Annotated in this window: 15 protein-coding genes; 2 read left to right on the top strand and 13 right to left on the bottom strand. The window is 45.8% G+C overall.

Translation table 11 applies throughout. The features are described 5' to 3' along the window. Positions 1-113: 113 nt before the first annotated feature. Positions 114-2,336, bottom strand: a complete 2,223-nt coding sequence (relA, locus tag AB4351_RS02225; RefSeq protein WP_372124993.1) for a GTP diphosphokinase — start codon at positions 2,334-2,336, stop codon at positions 114-116. A gap of 134 nt (positions 2,337-2,470) precedes the next feature. After that, positions 2,471-3,790, bottom strand: coding sequence for a 23S rRNA (uracil(1939)-C(5))-methyltransferase RlmD (gene rlmD / locus AB4351_RS02230; RefSeq protein WP_372124966.1), 1,320 nt, complete (start codon positions 3,788-3,790; stop codon positions 2,471-2,473). Positions 3,791-3,955: 165 nt separating this feature from the next. Here rlmD and barA point away from each other — a divergent pair, with 165 nt between their 5' ends. Further along, complete coding sequence (gene barA / locus AB4351_RS02235) at positions 3,956-6,769, top strand: two-component sensor histidine kinase BarA (protein ID WP_372124968.1); 2,814 nt, start codon at positions 3,956-3,958, stop codon at positions 6,767-6,769. A gap of 105 nt (positions 6,770-6,874) precedes the next feature. Here barA and acpS read toward each other — a convergent pair whose 3' ends face one another. The 11 genes from acpS to rpoE form a co-directional block, all read right to left on the bottom strand. Further along, complete coding sequence (gene acpS / locus AB4351_RS02240; RefSeq protein WP_017059039.1) at positions 6,875-7,255, bottom strand: holo-ACP synthase; 381 nt, start codon at positions 7,253-7,255, stop codon at positions 6,875-6,877. 78 nt (positions 7,256-7,333) lie between these two features. Beyond that, positions 7,334-8,071, bottom strand: coding sequence for a pyridoxine 5'-phosphate synthase (gene pdxJ, locus AB4351_RS02245; protein WP_372124970.1), 738 nt, complete (start codon positions 8,069-8,071; stop codon positions 7,334-7,336). Next, positions 8,068-8,796, bottom strand: a complete 729-nt coding sequence (recO, locus tag AB4351_RS02250) for a DNA repair protein RecO (protein ID WP_019826299.1) — start codon at positions 8,794-8,796, stop codon at positions 8,068-8,070. The genes pdxJ and recO overlap by 4 nt, the downstream gene beginning before the upstream one ends. 102 nt (positions 8,797-8,898) lie before the next feature. Continuing rightward, positions 8,899-9,870 (bottom strand): GTPase Era, encoded by a 972-nt coding sequence (era, locus tag AB4351_RS02255; protein WP_017059042.1) that lies wholly within the window; start codon positions 9,868-9,870, stop codon positions 8,899-8,901. Continuing rightward, entirely contained in the window at positions 9,863-10,540 is a 678-nt protein-coding gene (gene rnc / locus AB4351_RS02260) for a ribonuclease III (RefSeq protein WP_017059043.1), read from the bottom strand. The genes era and rnc overlap by 8 nt, the downstream gene beginning before the upstream one ends. 26 nt (positions 10,541-10,566) lie before the next feature. Further along, a complete protein-coding gene (gene lepB, locus AB4351_RS02265) occupies positions 10,567-11,463 on the bottom strand; it encodes a signal peptidase I (RefSeq protein WP_017066013.1) in 897 nt (298 codons plus the stop codon). Between the two features lie 245 nt (positions 11,464-11,708). Then, positions 11,709-13,502: a translation elongation factor 4 gene (lepA, locus tag AB4351_RS02270; RefSeq protein WP_017059045.1), complete on the bottom strand. Its 1,794-nt coding sequence runs from the start codon at positions 13,500-13,502 to the stop codon at positions 11,709-11,711. A 137-nt stretch (positions 13,503-13,639) separates the two neighbouring features. Further along, positions 13,640-14,110: a SoxR reducing system RseC family protein gene (locus AB4351_RS02275; RefSeq protein WP_145575218.1), complete on the bottom strand. Its 471-nt coding sequence runs from the start codon at positions 14,108-14,110 to the stop codon at positions 13,640-13,642. Continuing rightward, a complete protein-coding gene (gene rseB, locus AB4351_RS02280) occupies positions 14,107-15,069 on the bottom strand; it encodes a sigma-E factor regulatory protein RseB (protein ID WP_017059047.1) in 963 nt (320 codons plus the stop codon). The genes AB4351_RS02275 and rseB overlap by 4 nt, the downstream gene beginning before the upstream one ends. Next, positions 15,066-15,689: a sigma-E factor negative regulatory protein gene (locus AB4351_RS02285; RefSeq protein WP_171732419.1), complete on the bottom strand. Its 624-nt coding sequence runs from the start codon at positions 15,687-15,689 to the stop codon at positions 15,066-15,068. Before AB4351_RS02285 ends, rseB begins: the two co-directional genes overlap by 4 nt. Before the next feature lie 26 nt (positions 15,690-15,715). After that, positions 15,716-16,294, bottom strand: a complete 579-nt coding sequence (gene rpoE / locus AB4351_RS02290) for an RNA polymerase sigma factor RpoE (protein ID WP_008223963.1) — start codon at positions 16,292-16,294, stop codon at positions 15,716-15,718. 389 nt (positions 16,295-16,683) lie between these two features. Between rpoE and nadB the strand changes: the two genes are divergently transcribed. Continuing rightward, positions 16,684-18,300: an L-aspartate oxidase gene (gene nadB / locus AB4351_RS02295; RefSeq protein WP_017059049.1), complete on the top strand. Its 1,617-nt coding sequence runs from the start codon at positions 16,684-16,686 to the stop codon at positions 18,298-18,300. Positions 18,301-18,324: the final 24 nt, after the last annotated feature.

Genomic DNA, 18,324 nt, shown 5'->3' on the forward strand with positions numbered 1-18,324 from the left:
TCGTCATCTCCAAGAGTGAAGTATGAGCGAGTTGGGGATCTCAAACCGCTTGGCGAGATTCCCTATCACGTTCGTCCCTCACTGTAGGGAATGACATAAATGACACAAAAGGATCATCCAAGTCTCTTAACGCTCATTACATCTTTGATCTGCTCGACTCGACTTGTCACTCGGCTCAGAATCTCAATATTGGTCACTTCCAAATCGAAATCCATTACCGATAGCTGACGCTTGTAGTCGATGCGGCTCTTCATTGTCGTCACACTGATCTTCTCGTTCGAGAACAGTGAGGTGATGTCTTTCAACAAGCCATTACGTTCTAGCGCTTCAACACGCAGCGTTAGGATGTATGAGCCGACAAAGCCATTACCCCAAACGGTATCAATGATACGTTCTGGCGCATGCACGCTTAGCTCGCCTAGCTGTTCACAGTCAGCGCGGTGCACTGAGATACCACGACCTTGAGTGATGTAACCTTTAATCACATCACCTGGGATTGGCTGACAGCAACGCGCTAGGTGCGTCATTAGGTTATCAACGCCCTCAACCACTACCGCATCTTTCTTCGGACGACTCTGTTGTGCCGGCTTGTTTTCCGACTCAAGCAGTTTCTCTAGCGCTTTCTTGTCTTCTTCTTCCGCCGTTGGCTTATTCACTAGCGCATTGATGTGATTAACCACTTGGTTAATACGCAAGTCGCCACTACCAATACCTGCATAGAGTTCGTCTGGCGTATTCACGTTAAAGCGTTTTAGTGCGTATTGATCAGCATCTTTTAGGGTTGCGCCTACTTTCGCTAGCTCAACTTCCAGGATATCACGACCCGCTTCTAGGTTTTTCTCACGGCTTTGTGCGCGGAACCAAGCGTTGATTTTCGCTCGAGCTCGACCAGAATGAACAAAACCTGTGGTTGGATTTAACCAGTCACGAGATGGGTTCGGCTCTTTCTGCGTGATGATCTCAACTTGATCGCCCATCGATAGTTTATGAGTGAACGGTACGATACGCCCCGCTACTTTGGCACCGATACAGCGGTGTCCAACCATCGAGTGGATGTGGTAAGCGAAGTCCAGTGGGGTTGCACCCATAGGTAAATCGACCACATCACCACGCGGTGTAAAGGCATATACGCGGTCATCGAATACTTGGCTACGAACTTCATCCAGCATCTCGCCAGAATCCGACATCTCTTCTTGCCAATCGATAAGTTTGCGCAACCAAGTGATTTTCTCGTCGTAACCACTGCGCCCGCTTGAAGCACCTTCTTTGTACTTCCAGTGCGCCGCCACACCCAACTCAGAGTCTTCGTGCATTTGCTTGGTACGGATCTGAATCTCAATGGTCTTGCCTTCTGGGCCCAAAACCACGGTGTGGATAGACTGGTAACCATTTGGCTTAGGGTTCGCCACATAGTCATCAAATTCACTTGGTAAATGTTTGTATTTGGTGTGAACCACGCCTAGGCCGGCATAGCAGTCTTGAAGCTGGTCGGCGATGATACGTACCGCGCGCACGTCAAAAAGCTCATCGAAGTCCAAGCCTTTCTTCTGCATTTTACGCCAGATGCTGTAGATGTGTTTTGGTCGACCGCTGACTTCTGCATTGATGCTTGAACGGTTCATTTCCGCCGTTAAGTCGTCAACGAAGTCTTTTATGTATTGTTCACGTACGATGCGACGTTCAGACAGCTGTTTAGCTATCTGCTTGTAGGTGTCTGGCTGTTGGTAGCGGAATGCGTAATCTTCGATTTCCCACTTAAGCTGACCAATACCTAAACGGTTAGCGAGCGGAGCGTAGATGTTAGAACACTCTTTTGCTGCCGCGCGACGCACAGCATCAGGTGCTTTTTTCACCTCAATAAGGTTACAGATTCGTTCAGCGAGTTTGATGACTACGCAGCGGAAGTCGTCGACCATCGCCAGTAGCATGCGGCGAACGTTATCAACTTGACCCGAGGCAGCACTGCCTTCAAGAGTCACGTTTAACTGGCCTAAGGCCGCCATTTCTTCAACGCCATCGATCAACTTTACGGTTTCTTTACCGTAGCTTTCTTCAAACGCTTCGCGCTCAAAAACGCCGCTTGAGACGACGGGGAAAAGTTGCGCTGCAATTAAAGTGGCACGGTCCATGGACAAGGTGACCAAGATTTCGATCATCTCACGGCCACGCCAAAGCAAGAGCGATGCTTGCTCGTGATCTTTTAATAGCTCTTCACAGTGACGATAAACTTTAATCAGTTTATTCGAGGTTTTTGCGTCTTGATTCAATGACGCAATCCAACTTTCTAGCTCAAACTGTTCGCTTGGGTTTAAATGTGCGCTTCGTACCGCAACCATCATGCCTTCCTAGTTATTATGTTTTATACCCAATTCAATATGACTAACTGGTTCCAAGTTAGTTCGACCATATTGATATCAGCGCAGGCTTCCCTGCGCCTTTGTGATTCATTTGAAGCCTTGTTTAAGGGCCTCTAAGCCTTGATAAAGAGAGCCATCGATTCTAGATGACTGGTGTGTGGGAACATGTCCAACATACCCAGTTTGGCTAATTGATAGCCTTGTTTTTCTAAGCTCTCAGAATCTCTAGCTAGAGTAGCAGGATTACACGAAACATAAACCACACGCTTCGCTCCTAACGCTGAAATTTGATCAACGATCCCACTCGCTCCCGCACGTGCCGGGTCAAGCAATACTTTATCGAATTTCTCTTTTGCCCAAGGCTGTGAAGATAAGTCTTCTTCAAGGTTAGCTTGGTAAAATTCCGTATTGCTTAACTGGTTTAACGCTGCATTAGATGTGGCTTGCTGAACCATTTCATCAACGCCTTCTACACCAACCACAAACGCCGATTGTTGCGCGATAGGCAGACTAAAGTTACCGAGACCACAAAACAGGTCTAGCACTCGCTCATCCGCTTGAGGCTCTAGCCACTCAATCGCTTGAGCCACCATCTGCTGATTCACTTTCTGGTTTACTTGGATAAAGTGGTTTGGCTCAAACGGTAACGTCACGCCAGTTTCGCTGTAAGAAGGTGTATCGCCGACTAAGCGAACCAACTTATCGGTTTCAGGCATCGAATACAGCGCAGCGCCTTCTTCTTTTGCTAACGCAATCAGCGCTTGTTCATCTTTTTCAACCAAAGGCTTGAGGTGGCGTAGCACCATTACAGGGCCAGTATCGCCCAATACCAATTCAACGTGTCCTAAAGACGTAAGGCTGTTGAAAGTGTTCAGTAAATTTTTCAGTTTTGGCAGCAATACATTGAGGCGAGGATCAAGCACGGCACAGTCGGTGATGTTTTCAATCTGCTTACTCTGCTTCTTACGGAAACCGAATTGAAGCTGTTGTGTCTTCTTATCAACAAATAGGCTGATACGTGCGCGACGTCGATAACCGGTTTCATCACCGACAATAGGTTGTGCAACTTCAGTGTTCGCCGTTTGGTATTGGCTCATCAGGTGCGTCAGAGATTGCGATTTATGCTCAACCTGAGAAGAGTAACCTAGGTGTTGAAGGTGACAGCCACCACACTGATTAAAGTGCTTACAAAACGGCTTTAAACGCTGCTCGCTCGGCTTCAATAACTTGATGAGTTTAGCTCGCGAAAACTTACTTTTGCTCTCAGTAAGTTGAATAACCACCTGCTCACCGGGCAATGCGCCATCAATGAAAACCGGTTTATTCTTTTGATAAGCGATGCCAGCGCCATTGTGATCCATTCGTTCAACCAAAACCGATTGATGCTTGGTCTCGAGTTGAGTTTTCTTTTTTGGTTGGAAAAAACGTGCCATTGCTTGTGCCTAATGTATCTTTTAATAAGTAATTGGTATCCAGGACTCACTATTATGTCTTGGAATCATTGTCGAACGTCACGGCTTTGATTAAGCTTACCGTTCACTTAACCGCCATTGTGTGCGTTATTTTCCCATATCCAGACCTCGATGTAATTAAAGAACATGACCAGATATGGCTTAAGAGCCCGTGTAATTACCTTAACTCTAGCTCCAACCCTGATTATTGGGTTGCTATTGAGTGCATTTTTCTCATTTAACCGCTATCAAGACCTTGAAGGTCAAGTGGTTAACACTGGTACTAGCATCATTGAGCCACTTGCGATTACGAGTGAATCAGGCATGAAGCTCGAAAGTCGAGAGTCTGTTCGTCAGCTTATTAGCTATGCGCATCGAAAGAATTCTAAGCTAGTGCGCAGTATCGCGGTGTTTGATGAGCGTCATGAGTTGTTTGTAACCTCAAACTTCCACCCCGATTTTGAAAGCCTGACCTACCCCAAAGATAAACCGATCCCGCATTTAAGCTCATCGAACCTTCTCGATAATACGCTGATTCTGCGGACACCTATCATCGCCGAAGGCCAGTACATCAATTCAGCCAACGGTCAGTCTCAAGCTAATCAAGCGATCGGCTACATTGCGATTGAATTAGATCTTTCATCACTTCGATTACAGCAATATCAAGAAGTGTTCTCTGCCTTCTTAGTTCTGATTCTCGGGCTTGGTTTATCGGGCGTGTTTGCGTTCCGCTTAATGCACGATGTGACTCAACCGATCACACACATGAAAAACATGGTCGACCGAATTCGTCGAGGCCACCTAGATGTACGTATCGAAGGCAAAATGCATGGTGAGCTAGACTCACTGAAAAACGGCATCAATGCGATGGCGGTATCGTTGTCAGAGTATCACGTCGAGATGCAGCACAGTATCGACCAAGCCACATCAGACTTGCGAGAAACCCTTGAGCAATTAGAGATTCAAAACGTTGAGTTAGACATAGCGAAGAAACGAGCTCAAGAAGCAGCTCGTGTTAAGTCTGAATTCCTGGCGAATATGTCTCACGAACTAAGAACACCTCTGAATGGTGTGATTGGCTTCACTCGTCAAATGCTTAAGACTCACCTATCGAACAGCCAAACCGATTACCTACAAACCATTGAACGCTCGGCAAACAACCTGCTTAGCATCATCAACGATATCTTGGACTTCTCGAAACTTGAAGCCGGTAAATTAGCCCTAGAGAACATCCCATTTGAGTTCCAAGCCAGCCTTGAAGAGGTAGTAAACCTTCAAGCAACCAACGCTCATGAGAAAGGCCTAGAGCTGACACTGAAGATCGATCCTAAAGTGCCGCCAGGCGTGGTGGGCGATCCACTGCGTATTCAACAGATCCTGACCAACCTAGTAGGCAACTCAATCAAGTTTACCGAGCGCGGCAACATTGATATCAGCGTTGAGCTTCGCTCACAAAGCGAAGACAACATTGAGCTGCAATTCATGGTTCGCGATACGGGTATTGGTATTTCGGAGCGTCAACAAGCTCAGCTGTTCCAAGCCTTCAGCCAAGCCGACGCAAGTATCTCTCGTCGTTATGGTGGTACAGGCTTAGGTCTAGTTATAACCCAAAAACTGGTCAGCCAAATGGGCGGAGAGATCAGCCTAACCAGTCGTCTACATCAAGGGTCAACCTTCTGGTTTACGTTGAGACTATCAACGACTGATATGCCAATGACAGAGCTGATTGAGACTCAGTGTCTACAAGACAAACAACTGCTGCTGATCGAACCAAACATGCAAGCGGCATCGATTACTCAGCAAATCCTAACTCAAGAAGGCTTAGTGGTAACGTATCGTTCAGTAATGCCAGACGAGACCACCTCGTATGACTACGTTTTGCTTAACCTAGCCGCCAACCAAGAATATCAATTTGATACCGTGAGTGGTTGGGCAATTGGTGCGAAGAAGATTGCCCAAAACGTGATTATTGGTACACCAAGTACCGAGCTAGCGTTGGGTGAGCAACTAATGAAAGAGGTCGATGTTCAATGCATCACTAAACCTCTTTCTCGCAAGAAGTTACTGCAAACTCTGGTATCGAATCAGGCGCCAACCTTGATTGCACCAGCGATTGAAACACACTCAGAAGAGAAGCTTCCGCTTACTGTATTGGCGGTCGACGACAACCCTGCCAACCTTAAACTGATCACTGCGTTGCTAAAAGAACGTGTAGAAACCGTCATCAGTTGTACCAGTGGTCAGCAGGCGATAGACAAGGCGACAGATACTCAATTTGATATCATCTTCATGGATATTCAAATGCCACAGATGGACGGTGTGACGGCTTGTAAGAACATTAAGAAGCTAGCTAATAATGCGAACACACCTGTGATTGCCGTGACCGCGCATGCAATGATTGGCGAACGTGACCGACTACTCGAAGCAGGCATGGATGACTATCTAACCAAACCCATTGAAGAGCATGTTTTACAGCAGGTACTGATTCATTGGAGCCCAACCTCTGAGGTTGAGCACATCGAAAAAATAGATCCAGACCACCCTGCTGTTTCTGCTGAAATCGATAACGGTCCAGTGTCAGAAACTGAAGCCAGCGTGCACAAAAACATCATCATTGATTGGCAAGCTGCGATGAGACAAGCCGCCAATAAAGAAGACCTCGCACGCGATATGCTGCAAATGCTTGTCGACTTTATTCCGGAGGTTTATGAGGCAGCAGACAAAGCGATAGAAGACAGTGGCTACCCAGTTGAAGAGCTGATACACATTATCCACAAGATGCATGGCAGCAGTTCGTACAGTGGCGTACCAAGGCTAAAGTCGGTATGTGCGACGATAGAGAAAGAGCTGCGTTCTGGTACTTCTGTTGAAGACATTGAGCCGGAGCTTTTCGAGCTTCAAGATGAGCTAGATAAGGTTCAAGCGACGGCCATTCACTACTTGAAACCAACTAGTGACTAGATTGATTTAGCCTCAAACTCAAAGCAATAAAAAAGCAGAGCTCACAAGCTCTGCTTTTTTCTGTCTAGAGCCAAGAGCACTAGATATAAAGTAGCGATAATCTGTTTACGATTCGAGTAATACCGTTGCCACAGCGTAGTGACGCTCATCCGAGATAGTCAGATGAATCGATGTTGTGCCATTCGCCTCTGCGATTTCACGCGCTTTTTTATGCAGGCTCAGAACTGGCTTACCATGCTCATCGTTTGAAATCTCAAAGTCGTGGAAGGTCACACCCAGCGCGATCCCCGTGCCTAACGCCTTAGATGCCGCTTCTTTGGCAGCAAAACGTTTTGCAAGGTAACGCCCTTTTTGCTTCAGTTGCTGGAATACTTCAAATTCAGAATCGGTCAAAATACGCTGAGCAAAAGCGTCACCACTTCGTGACAATGCCTTTTCAACACGTTCAATTTCTGCGATATCTGTACCTAATCCAACAACAGCCATGTTTACCCTATTACCAAACTTCTATCTATTAATTCTACTAATTAGTCGCTTAAGACTTAACGCTTACTGTTTAGAAAACTAATCGTTGTTACGTGCTGTTTCCATGATTGCTTTCATGTCTGCAACGGCTTTGTTTAAGCCATCAAACACTGCACGTCCCATGATCGAGTGACCGATGTTCAGCTCGTAGATCTCTGGAAGTGCCGCAATCGGTGCTACGTTGTGGTAAGTCAGACCATGACCCGCATTGACTGTGATACCTAAGTCATCTGCATAGCTTGCGCCTGCTGCGATCTTCTTAAGCTCGTCTTGTTGATCTTCTTCTGTCTTAGCATCAGCATAGTGACCCGTGTGCAGTTCAATGAACGGTGCGCCACACGCTTTTGCAGCATCGATTTGCTCACGGTCAGCATCGATAAACAGAGATACCTTGATACCTGCTGCAGACAGTTTTTGTGTCGCCGCTTTGATCTTCTCTAGTTGACCAACTACGTCCAAGCCACCTTCAGTGGTTAGCTCTTCACGTTTTTCAGGAACCAGACAAACAAACTCAGGATTAGTATCGAGTGCAATTTGAACCATCTCGTCCGTTACGGCCATCTCCAAGTTCATGCGAGTTTGAAGTGTTTCAGCCAGAATACGCACATCGCGATCAACGATGTGACGACGGTCTTCACGCAGGTGAATAGTAATGCCATCTGCACCAGCACGTTCAGCGATTTCAGCTGCGTGTACTGGATCTGGGTATTTAGTACCACGTGCATTACGTAGTGTTGCAATATGGTCGATATTAACGCCTAAAAGGATTGAGCTCATTTTCCAATACTCCGTGCTCTGGAGAGGGCTATTGTTGGCATAAATAGCTCTCTACTTTTTAATGGTTTGCCGCCAAGATACGGCTTTAAGGCTATGCGTGTAAAGCGTTTTGCCGCTTTTAACTGCTCTTTAGTGATAAACCTACGTTCGCTGATTGCAATAAGTTCATCGCCCATAAAAGTCAGGTTATCTCGACGTACTGAAGCGATGAAACCTTTCTGCTCTCGATAGCGATAAGTCATGCTCGGATCAATCGCTTCGCCAGTGCCCGCGCAGTGTAAAAAGTCGACGCCGTAACCCATAGCAGATAATAGAGCCAGCTCAAAGCGACGCAGTGCTGGCTCAGGATTATCATTATGCGCCAGCTCTGTTAAAGCATGAAGATAGTCGTGAAAAAGTGCAGGCATCGGTACTTCCGCCATCAATACCCGACCGATAAGCTCGTTCACGTACATGCCTGAATACAGATTAATACCGGCGAGAGGGAGCCCCAAGCTGATGGGTTCAGCTTGGCGTAAGGTTTTCATCGAACCATTACCAGACCACTTAAGCAATAGCGGCGTAAAAGGTTGTAATGCACCTTTCAAATTGGAACGCTTGCTGCGAGCGCCTTTAGACATCAACGTCACCCGACCGAACTCTTCGCTGAAGACGTCCAAGATCAGGCTCGACTCACTGTATGGTCGACGGTGCAACACAAAGCATCGCTGTAACCCTTCGCTCAATCACTTACCCTTATTACAGATACAAAAAGAGAGAGTTCGCACTCTCTCTTGGATTTATCTTCAGTTCCACTTTCTTAATCTCAGAAAGTGACGTTCAATATATTATAGATCGTCGATGTAGCCTAACGAGCGAAGTGCACGCTCATCATCAGCCCAGCCAGATTTAACCTTGACCCAAGTCTCTAGGTAAACCTTACGGCCGAATAGCTCTTCCATATCGATACGCGCTTCACGACCAATCGTTTTGATCTTCTCGCCCGCTTTACCAATCACCATTTTCTTCTGGCCTGTACGCTCAACAAGAATCAGTGCATTGATGTGGAAGCCATCGTTATCTGGGTTGTAATCGAAACGTTCGATTTCAACCGTTACCGAGTAAGGTAGCTCGTCACCCGTAAAGCGCATTAGCTTTTCACGGATAATTTCAGAGGCCATAAAACGTTGCGAGCGATCAGTCACGTATTCTTCAGGGAAGTGGTGTGTCGCTTTAGGTAAATGTTCACGTACGTGCTTACGCAGTACATCAATATTTTTACCTTGCTTCGCTGAGATTGGCACTACATCAATGAAGTCCATCTTCTTAGAGACTTCCATCATGTGCTGCATGACGTTAGTACGGTCTTGAACGTTATCTACTTTGTTGATGCAAAGTACAACTGGGAAGTCAGTCTTCTTCAGTTTGTTCAGAACCATCTCATCGTCGTCAGTCCAGTGAGTACCATCGACAAGGAAGAATACTAGGTTTACATCACTCAATGAGCTGTTCGCCGCACGGTTCATCAAGCGGTTGATGGCACGCTTTTCTTCAATATGAAGTCCAGGAGTATCAACAAAGATCGCTTGGTAATCACCCTCAGTTTCAACGCCCATAATACGGTGACGTGTCGTCTGTGGTTTACGTGATGTAATAGAAATCTTCTGACCCAGAATATGGTTCAGAAGCGTCGACTTACCTACATTTGGGCGACCGACAATAGCGATGAAGCCACAGTGTTGGTTTTCCGGTAGGCCTGTTTTTTTGCTATCAGATGAAAAGAATGCATCGATATCGAAATCTTGGTTGTTATCAGACATTGCTTAGTTGCTCTAATGCTGTTTCAGCAGCCGCTTGTTCTGCCTTGCGGCGGCTAGTGCCTTTACCGATAACAGGTTTATCCACACCTGCCACTTCACACTCAACCGTAAACTCTTGGTTGTGTGCTTCACCTTTAATATTAGTCACTGTGTAGACAGGTAGAGGATTTCTTCGACCTTGCAAAAACTCTTGTAGGCGAGTTTTCGGATCTTTTTGAGATACTCCAGGCTGAATAGCATCTAGGCGAGATTGGTACCAGCTTAAAATAATGCCGCGAACCGTCTCGGTATCACTATCTAAATAGACAGCGCCGATGATCGCTTCAACCGCATCCGCTAGAATAGAATCACGACGGAAACCGCCACTCTTCAACTCACCTGGACCTAATTTTAAGTAATCTCCTAGTTCGAATTCACGACCTAGTTCTGCCAATGTATGACCACGTACTAATGTTGCGCGCATGCGGCTCATATCACCTTCGTTTACCTTAGGAAAACGGTGGTAAAGATCATCAGCGATAACAAAACTTAAAATTGAATCGCCCAGAAACTCAAGACGTTCGTTATGTTTACCTGCGGCGCTGCGGTGAGTCAGCGCCAAGTGGATAAGATCGGCATCATTAAACTGATAGCCAATCTTTCTCTCTAGTTTATCAATTGGAGAATTCATGCTCTCTCGATGTGTTATGTGATCGATTAATGAATCCCACCGATGCGATTAAAACGCACACCAGTAGGAATCCATGTTGGAAGTACACTGTCTGAACCGCGTTCGAATTCGAAGCTGATCCAAATAGCAACGGCCTTACCAACAAGGTTTGCTTCAGGGACAAAGCCCCAGTAACGGCTATCGGCACTGTTGTCACGGTTATCACCCATCACAAAGTACTGGCCTTCTGGAACGACCCATTCGTTAACACCATTGCGAGGCTGATATGCTTGCACACGATCGCGGCGCAATGGGTTAACTAAAATCTGGTGTTCTACGTCTCCAAGCTGTTCGTTCAGCTGAATCAGAGGCACACCATCTTGAATAAATTGGCTCTCTTCAACATTACTTAGTTTCACTGGTTCACAGCTACTTGTACCCTTCGCCTGAATGCAGATCTCTTTACGACTGCTGTAGCGAATCGTGTCACCTGGCATACCAACAACACGCTTAATGTAGTCGATGTTTGGCTGAGGTGGGTACTTAAATACGATTGAGTCACCGCGTTCTGGCTTGCCTGTTTCTACCAATTGAGTGCGCCATACTGGGTCTTTTAGACCGTACGCGTACTTCTCTACCAAGATGAAATCACCAACCAAAAGGGTTGGCATCATCGAGCCAGAAGGGATTTGAAACGGTTCATAGATGAATGAACGCAAGATCAAAACAAATGCAATTACCGGGAAAATGGACACACTGTTCTCAACCCACCAAGGTTGAGCCGTAACTTTTGCGCTAGTTTCAGCGTCTAGGCCATTCGATTGTGCTTCAACGTCAGCAAGCTTTTGCTGGCGCTTCTTCGCCCACACAAACTTTTCCAACGCCCATACAATGCCGGTCACTAGAGTTACGATCACTAAGATAAGCGAAAATGTATTAGCCATTGATATCCCTTAAATTTCATTTCTTTAAAAATAACGAAAGTGAAAGAGTATAACCCTTTCACTCTGCTTAATATTTCTAATCTGTATCAATCATGCTGACTAAATGCTGGGGAGATTACGCAGGAAAAATCGTTTAGTTCGAGGCGCAAAGTGCAGTGACTAGCGGGCCTAATTGCAATCTTTGCAACAAAGAAATAAACGATTTTAACCAGTAATGTTCAGCAGATAGTTAGTGCGATTGATACCTAGTCTTTTCCAACATGAAGGATTGCAAGGAAAGCTTCTTGAGGCAGTTCAACGTTACCGATCTGCTTCATACGCTTCTTACCTTCTTTTTGTTTCTTAAGAAGTTTCTTCTTACGACTGATATCACCACCATAACATTTTGCGATTACGTTCTTACGCAGTTGTTTCACTGTAGAACGAGCAATGATGTGGTTACCAATCGCTGCTTGAATCGCGATATCGAACATCTGACGAGGGATGAATTCTTTCATCTTCTCTACCAGTAGACGACCACGAGACTGGGCAATATCTTTATGCGTAATGATCGCTAATGCATCAACGGTTTCGCCATTCAGCAATACGTCGACACGTACCATGTTTGATGGCTCGTAGCGTTGGAAGTTGTAATCCAATGATGCGTAACCGCGAGACGTTGACTTCAGACGGTCGAAGAAGTCTAGAACGACTTCTGCCATAGGAAGATCATACGTCACAGCAACTTGGTTACCGTGGTAAACCATGTCGACTTGTACGCCACGCTTCTCAACACACAGTGTAATTACGTTACCTAGGTAATCAGAAGGTACCAGAATATTACAGCGTGCAATTGGCTCACGAATTTCTTCTAGGTCATTAACTGCTGGCAGTTTAGCCGGGCTATCAACGTACAGAACCGTTTTATCTGTTTTTACAACTTCATACACTACTGTTGGAGCAGTTGTGATTAGGTCTAGGTCGTATTCACGCTCTAGACGCTCTTGGATGATCTCCATGTGAAGCATTCCTAAGAAGCCACAACGGAAACCAAAACCAAGTGCTGCTGAACTTTCTGGTTCAAAGAACAGTGATGCATCGTTCAGGCTTAATTTGCCTAACGCGTCACGGAAGTTTTCGTAGTCATCAGATGATACAGGGAATAGACCAGCGTATACCTGAGGCTTCACTTTTTGGAAACCAGGTAGACGTTCAGTGCTGCCGCCTTTTGCAAGCGTCAACGTATCACCAACCGGTGCACCTAGGATGTCTTTAATACCACAAACAACCCAACCTACTTCGCCAGTATTTAGCTCTGTAGTATCGATTTGCTTAGGCGTGAAGATACCTAGACGGTCAACACCCCATACTTGGTCTGTCGACATTACTTTGATCTTATCGTTCTTCTTCAGCTTACCGTTTTTGATACGAACCAAAGAAACTACGCCAAGGTAGTTATCGAACCAAGAGTCAATGATCAACGCTTGTAGAGGCGCTTCAGGATCACCTTCCGGTGGCGGGATTGCCGTCACGATGTTTTCTAGAACATCATCAACACCCAAACCTGTTTTCGCAGAACAGCGAGTCGCTTCCATCGCATCGATGCCAACGATCTCTTCGATTTCTTCAGCAACACGTTCTGGTTCAGCAGCTGGTAGGTCAATCTTGTTCAAGATTGGCACTACTTCCAGTTCCATTTCGATTGCTGTGTAACAGTTTGCTAGAGTTTGTGCTTCAACACCTTGGCCAGCATCCACTACAAGTAGTGCGCCTTCACAAGCCGCTAGAGAACGAGATACTTCGTAAGAGAAGTCTACGTGTCCAGGAGTGTCGATAAAGTTAAGTTGGTAAGTTTCACCATCTTTAGCTTTGTAATCTAAAGTCACACTCTGCGCTTTAATTGTAATACCACGCTCGCGTTCTATATCCATAGAATCGAGGACTTGAGCTGCCATCTCACGTTCACTTAATCCTCCACAAACTTGGATTAAGCGGTCAGAAAGGGTCGACTTACCGTGGTCGATGTGGGCGATAATCGAAAAATTACGAATGTGCTTCATAGGCTTGGTGTGACTAAACTCTTTGAATAGGGATAATAAGAAAGCCGCGACGCGTCCAATCTACAGTCAGCATTGGTGGCGGCATTTCAATCAAGTTGGCAGATTCTACCCAATTTAAGGGCAAGAAGCATCATAAATTAGACGAGAGACTCACCTAGGATTCGAATCAAGACGACTTCTTGCTTGGATTTGTCTTCCATGGGTTTGGCTAACCGCTTCGCTAAGGCAATCCCACCAGCAGTAAACAGTGCTGCACTTAAGATAACAATGCCCTCGCCCCCTTGAAGTAAGGGTTGCAACAAGAGTTGTCCAAAACCAGCACCAATCATCAACATGAAAAGTGGGATGAGATAAACGATCGCCGCCGACTGAAGTAGGCTTTTTTCTGGAAAGCCAATTTCTACGACTTGCCCTGCTTTGACTAAGCTTTTGGTTTTAAGCTGCCAAAACAAAGATTTATTGCCAACTGCCTTAGTCACAATACCCGTTCCGCAGCTTTTTTGAGAAGAACAGCTGCTACAACTGGTTTGTTGTTCGCAGCTCAATTGAACAAAGTATTGCTTACCTTTTTGTTCAACCGAGCTAACGGTCGCCAGCGCGGTCATCATTGCGCTTGTACCGATTTATTAAATGTAACTGACTGAGCAATACGTTTTGCAGTTGCCGGCGGAATGTCACCAACCACAGAGATCTCTTTATCGCCAATCACTAAGCTGTGCAAGGTTCTACGCCCTTGACGCACCAGCTGCCCTTTCAATGAATGCTCATCTTTTTCCGCGATATAAACCGAAAAGTTAAACAGTCCATCACTGAAAAGCTGACTTTCAACCATTTTATCGGTCGCAGCCATTTGATAGCGGCTAAGCTCTTTTGATTTAAACCCTTCAGGAATCCACGACGCTTGCCAGTTAGTTTCACTCACTAAGCCTTCCGGTAATGATAAAACTTTCGGCAATTGAGCTTGGCTCAAGCCACCCATAGCCTCAGCAATCTTATCGTTCACCACGTAAGAGATAGTGCGGTACTGTTCAAGCACTTCGCCATCACGATCCAAAAGGTCGGCACGCAAAGGAAGATTCGTTTTTTCGTCTACCCAAACCACGTAAGAGTAGCGAAGGCCATCTTTCGGCACGACACGCAGCACTTGAGTGGTGCTACCTGCTTCACGAGAGCGACCAACTTTCACAAAGTCGTAGTACTGATTCAGAGATTCGATATCTCGATTAATCATCGGAATAACAGGCGCAACCATGCTGCCTGACTGAATCGTAAATGGCTCTGTACCCGGCTCGATGTAGCTAACTTCGTTGCCACGTCGAATGACTTCACGAACAGGGCCGCTTAGATAAACAAGGTGTGCAAGTTGTTGGTCGTCGTTAACCGCATGGCGATAAACAAGAGGCTCAATACTGCTCTTCTTTATCAAAATGTAGGAGAGTTCGTAATTTAGATGCTGACTGGCCTCGTTCATTTGATGCAACAAGGCCTTTGCAGTGGTTTCCTCTGCAAAGGCTGTTGGAGACATCAAGCTGAACAGTGTCAGTGCACTGACCAGGATTTTCTTCATTCAATGTCCGATTCTAGATGTGCATCTTGCATTGGCGATGCATCACTGTTTAATCTTAGCTGCAGCTCATAATCTTCTAACAATGCATGAACGCGTTTGCGCTGCTCTTGCAAGTTAGCTTCAGATGCTGGTTTCTCAACAGAGTCACGCGTTAAACTTACTGGTTCCGCAGAACCGGCAAATGGAATCGTCTGGAGTACAGGCAACTGCTCTGGTGCTGCAGGGTCGCTACCACCATATTGTTGAACACCTAATACAACGGCTAATGAAACACACGCTGCCACGGCAACTTGTCCAAACTGTTGTAACCACGCCGGAAGCTGACGCTTCGCTTGCTGAGGTTTAGGTTGCTCTTCAATTGGAGCAACAGTAGGTTCAACATTCACTTGGTGCAGGTTCGACATTGAACCATATGCAGGCTCGTTCTCAAGCGCTGCCGCTACACTATTAGCAATGTTCCACTCTGGAGTTTCTGGCGAATCCCCACGCATAACATCACCAATTAAATGGTAACTCTGCCAAGTATCCATGCTTTCTTGATCAGATTCTAGATCTACAATGAGAGCTTTATCGATCGTTTCACCATCCATGAGTGCCGAAAGCTTTTCTTTATCAGCCATTATTTTCACCATAATTATTACAAGTTCTAGCGTTGCAAAAGAGGTTTGATTTTCTTTTCCACCGCTTCACGAGCTCGGAAAATACGCGAACGTACGGTTCCTACAGGGCAATCCATTACTTCTGCAATCTCTTCGTAGCTCAAACCTTCGAGCTCTCGCAACGTCATTGCAGTTTTTAAGTCTTCTGGTAGCGCTTCAATCGCTCCAAAAACAACTTGTTTCAATTCTTTAGACAGCGTTAAGTTCTCAGGGTTCGATATTTCTTTTAACGCGCTGCCTGTTTCGTAATATTCTGCATCTTCTGCATCTACATCGGTTGCTGGCGGCCTACGGCTTTGGGCAACGATATGATTTTTAGCGGTGTTCACGGCAATTCGGTATAACCATGTATAGAAGGCACTCTCGCCACGAAAGTTAGGTATCGCGCGGTAAGCTTTAATAAAAGCTTCTTGTGCTACATCAGGTACATCACCGGAATTATTCACGTATCGAGAGATAAGATTACAAACTTTGTTTTGATACTTAACCACTAGTAAGTTAAATGCCTGCTTATCTCCACTCTGAACTCGCTCAATCAACACTTGATCGGTTAGCTGCTCGTTCATTCGAGCGGGTACTCCTATTGTTATAACCCTCACCTTCACAGATATGGGTACTAATTATGCGAAATGTAGTATTGACACCACCGTCTACAAGAGCACTATTGTGACTAAGCCAAATACCGAAAGTTCCAACTTTCTTAAAATTATTTGCCATTATTGTTTCACAATGTGATGTAATAAAAATAGCTATCCCTATCAATTTGGGGAAACTTGAGCAAAAGCAATGGTATTGAGCAATTAAATATTTCTAGATAGCTGTCTATATATTGATTTTGCATAGCGTTTAAGGATGACTCTGGAGAGATTATAACAGTCTTAGCCAAACTCCTAAAACAAGACAAAGTCAATTGAGAGTGGACAACTCGACTATAGCCCGGGATTTAATAAGTTTTATGAACGCAAACCGTGAACATCAGTGTGATGTATTAGTGGTAGGAAGTGGTGCGGCAGGCTTGTCATTAGCCTTACGCGTAGCAGAACATGCAAAAGTAATTGTATTAAGCAAAGGACCACGCAGCGAAGGATCGACGTATTACGCACAAGGTGGTATCGCCGCGGTGTTCGATGAGTCGGACAGTATTGAGTCTCATGTAGAGGATACTCAAATCGCTGGGGCTGGGTTATGCGAAGAAGATACAGTTCAATTCATTGCTGAAAATGCGAAAGAGTGTGTGCAATGGCTGATTGATGGTGGTGTTCCATTTGATAAAGATGAGAACAGCACAGAAGGCCAACCAAAATATCACCTCACTCGTGAGGGTGGCCACAGTCACCGCAGAATTCTGCACGCTGCCGATGCAACTGGCATGGCGATGCAAACCTCACTACAAGATAACGTCAACAACCACCCAAATATCGAGATCTTCGAGCGCCACAATGCGCTGGATTTGATCACGGAAGATAAGATTGGTGGTTCAAAAGACAAGGTGATCGGTGCCTACATTTGGAACCGTAACCAAGAACATGTTGAAACCGTGCGCGCTAAGTTTGTTGTATTAGCAACAGGCGGCGCTTCAAAGGTTTACCAATACACCTCTAACCCAGATGTTTCTTCAGGTGATGGTATTGCTATCGCTTGGCGTGCGGGTTGTCGTGTGGCAAACCTTGAGTTCAACCAGTTCCACCCAACTTGTTTATTCCACCCAGAAGCGCGTAACTTCCTACTAACGGAAGCACTGCGTGGTGAAGGTGCTTACTTGCGTCGTCCAGATGGTTCTCGCTTTATGAAGGACTTCGATGAGCGCGGTGAACTGGCGCCACGTGATGTGGTTGCTCGTGCAATTGACTTCGAAATGAAGCGCTTAGGTGCCGACTGTATGTATGTTGATATCAGCCACAAGCCTGAAGAATTCATCACAGCGCACTTCCCGATGATCCATACTCGCTTGATGGACTTGGGCATCGACATGACCAAAGAGCCGATCCCTATCGTACCAGCCGCTCACTACACGTGTGGTGGTGTCATGGTGAATAAGCAGGGTCAAACCGACCTAACGAACTTGTATGCGATTGGCGAAGTGAGCTACACCGGCTTACACGGTGCAAACCGAATGGCTTCTAACTCACTGCTTGAGTGTGTGGTTTACGCATGGGCAGCAGCAAAAGATATCGTTGAGAACATCGACCAATCTCAACTGTGCGCTGAACTGCCAGCATGGGATGAAAGCCAGGTCACCAACAGTGATGAAGAAGTTATCATTCAACACAACTGGCACGAACTGCGCCTATTCATGTGGGATTACATGGGCATTGTTCGAACGGATAAACGACTAGAGCGAGCATTGCGTCGCATTCAGATGCTGCAACAAGAAACTCATGAGTACTACAGCTACTTCAAGGTTTCGAATAACCTATTAGAACTGCGTAACTTGCTACAAGTGGCAGAGCTAATGGTTCGTTGTGCAATGCAACGTAAAGAGAGCCGCGGCCTCCACTACACGTTGGATTACCCTGAACTTGCAGAAGACAGTGGCCCAACGATTCTGACGCCAGAGAAACGCCAATCATAATAATTGGTTAAACGTGCTTAGCGA

This window comes from Vibrio sp. 10N.261.51.F11, assembly GCF_041471665.1.
Lineage (GTDB): Bacteria > Pseudomonadota > Gammaproteobacteria > Enterobacterales > Vibrionaceae > Vibrio > Vibrio crassostreae_C.

Excerpts from the sequence above, each read along its gene's own strand:
- lepB (WP_017066013.1), bottom strand. The coding sequence starts at position 11,463 with ATGGCTAATACATTTTCGCTTATCTTAGTGATCGTAACTCTAGTGACC.
- rpoE (WP_008223963.1), bottom strand. The coding sequence starts at position 16,294 with ATGAACGAGCAGCTAACCGATCAAGTGTTGATTGAGCGAGTTCAGAGT.
- AB4351_RS02285 (WP_171732419.1), bottom strand. The coding sequence starts at position 15,689 with ATGGCTGATAAAGAAAAGCTTTCGGCACTCATGGATGGTGAAACGATC.
- nadB (WP_017059049.1), top strand. The coding sequence starts at position 16,684 with ATGAACGCAAACCGTGAACATCAGTGTGATGTATTAGTGGTAGGAAGT.
- relA (WP_372124993.1), bottom strand. The coding sequence starts at position 2,336 with ATGGTTGCGGTACGAAGCGCACATTTAAACCCAAGCGAACAGTTTGAG.
- rlmD (WP_372124966.1), bottom strand. The coding sequence starts at position 3,790 with ATGGCACGTTTTTTCCAACCAAAAAAGAAAACTCAACTCGAGACCAAG.
- era (WP_017059042.1), bottom strand. The coding sequence starts at position 9,870 with ATGTCTGATAACAACCAAGATTTCGATATCGATGCATTCTTTTCATCT.
- AB4351_RS02275 (WP_145575218.1), bottom strand. The coding sequence starts at position 14,110 with ATGATGACCGCGCTGGCGACCGTTAGCTCGGTTGAACAAAAAGGTAAG.
- rnc (WP_017059043.1), bottom strand. The coding sequence starts at position 10,540 with ATGAATTCTCCAATTGATAAACTAGAGAGAAAGATTGGCTATCAGTTT.
- acpS (WP_017059039.1), bottom strand. The coding sequence starts at position 7,255 with ATGGCTGTTGTTGGATTAGGTACAGATATCGCAGAAATTGAACGTGTT.
- pdxJ (WP_372124970.1), bottom strand. The coding sequence starts at position 8,071 with ATGAGCTCAATCCTTTTAGGCGTTAATATCGACCATATTGCAACACTA.
- barA (WP_372124968.1), top strand. The coding sequence starts at position 3,956 with ATGACCAGATATGGCTTAAGAGCCCGTGTAATTACCTTAACTCTAGCT.
- rseB (WP_017059047.1), bottom strand. The coding sequence starts at position 15,069 with ATGAAGAAAATCCTGGTCAGTGCACTGACACTGTTCAGCTTGATGTCT.
- lepA (WP_017059045.1), bottom strand. The coding sequence starts at position 13,502 with ATGAAGCACATTCGTAATTTTTCGATTATCGCCCACATCGACCACGGT.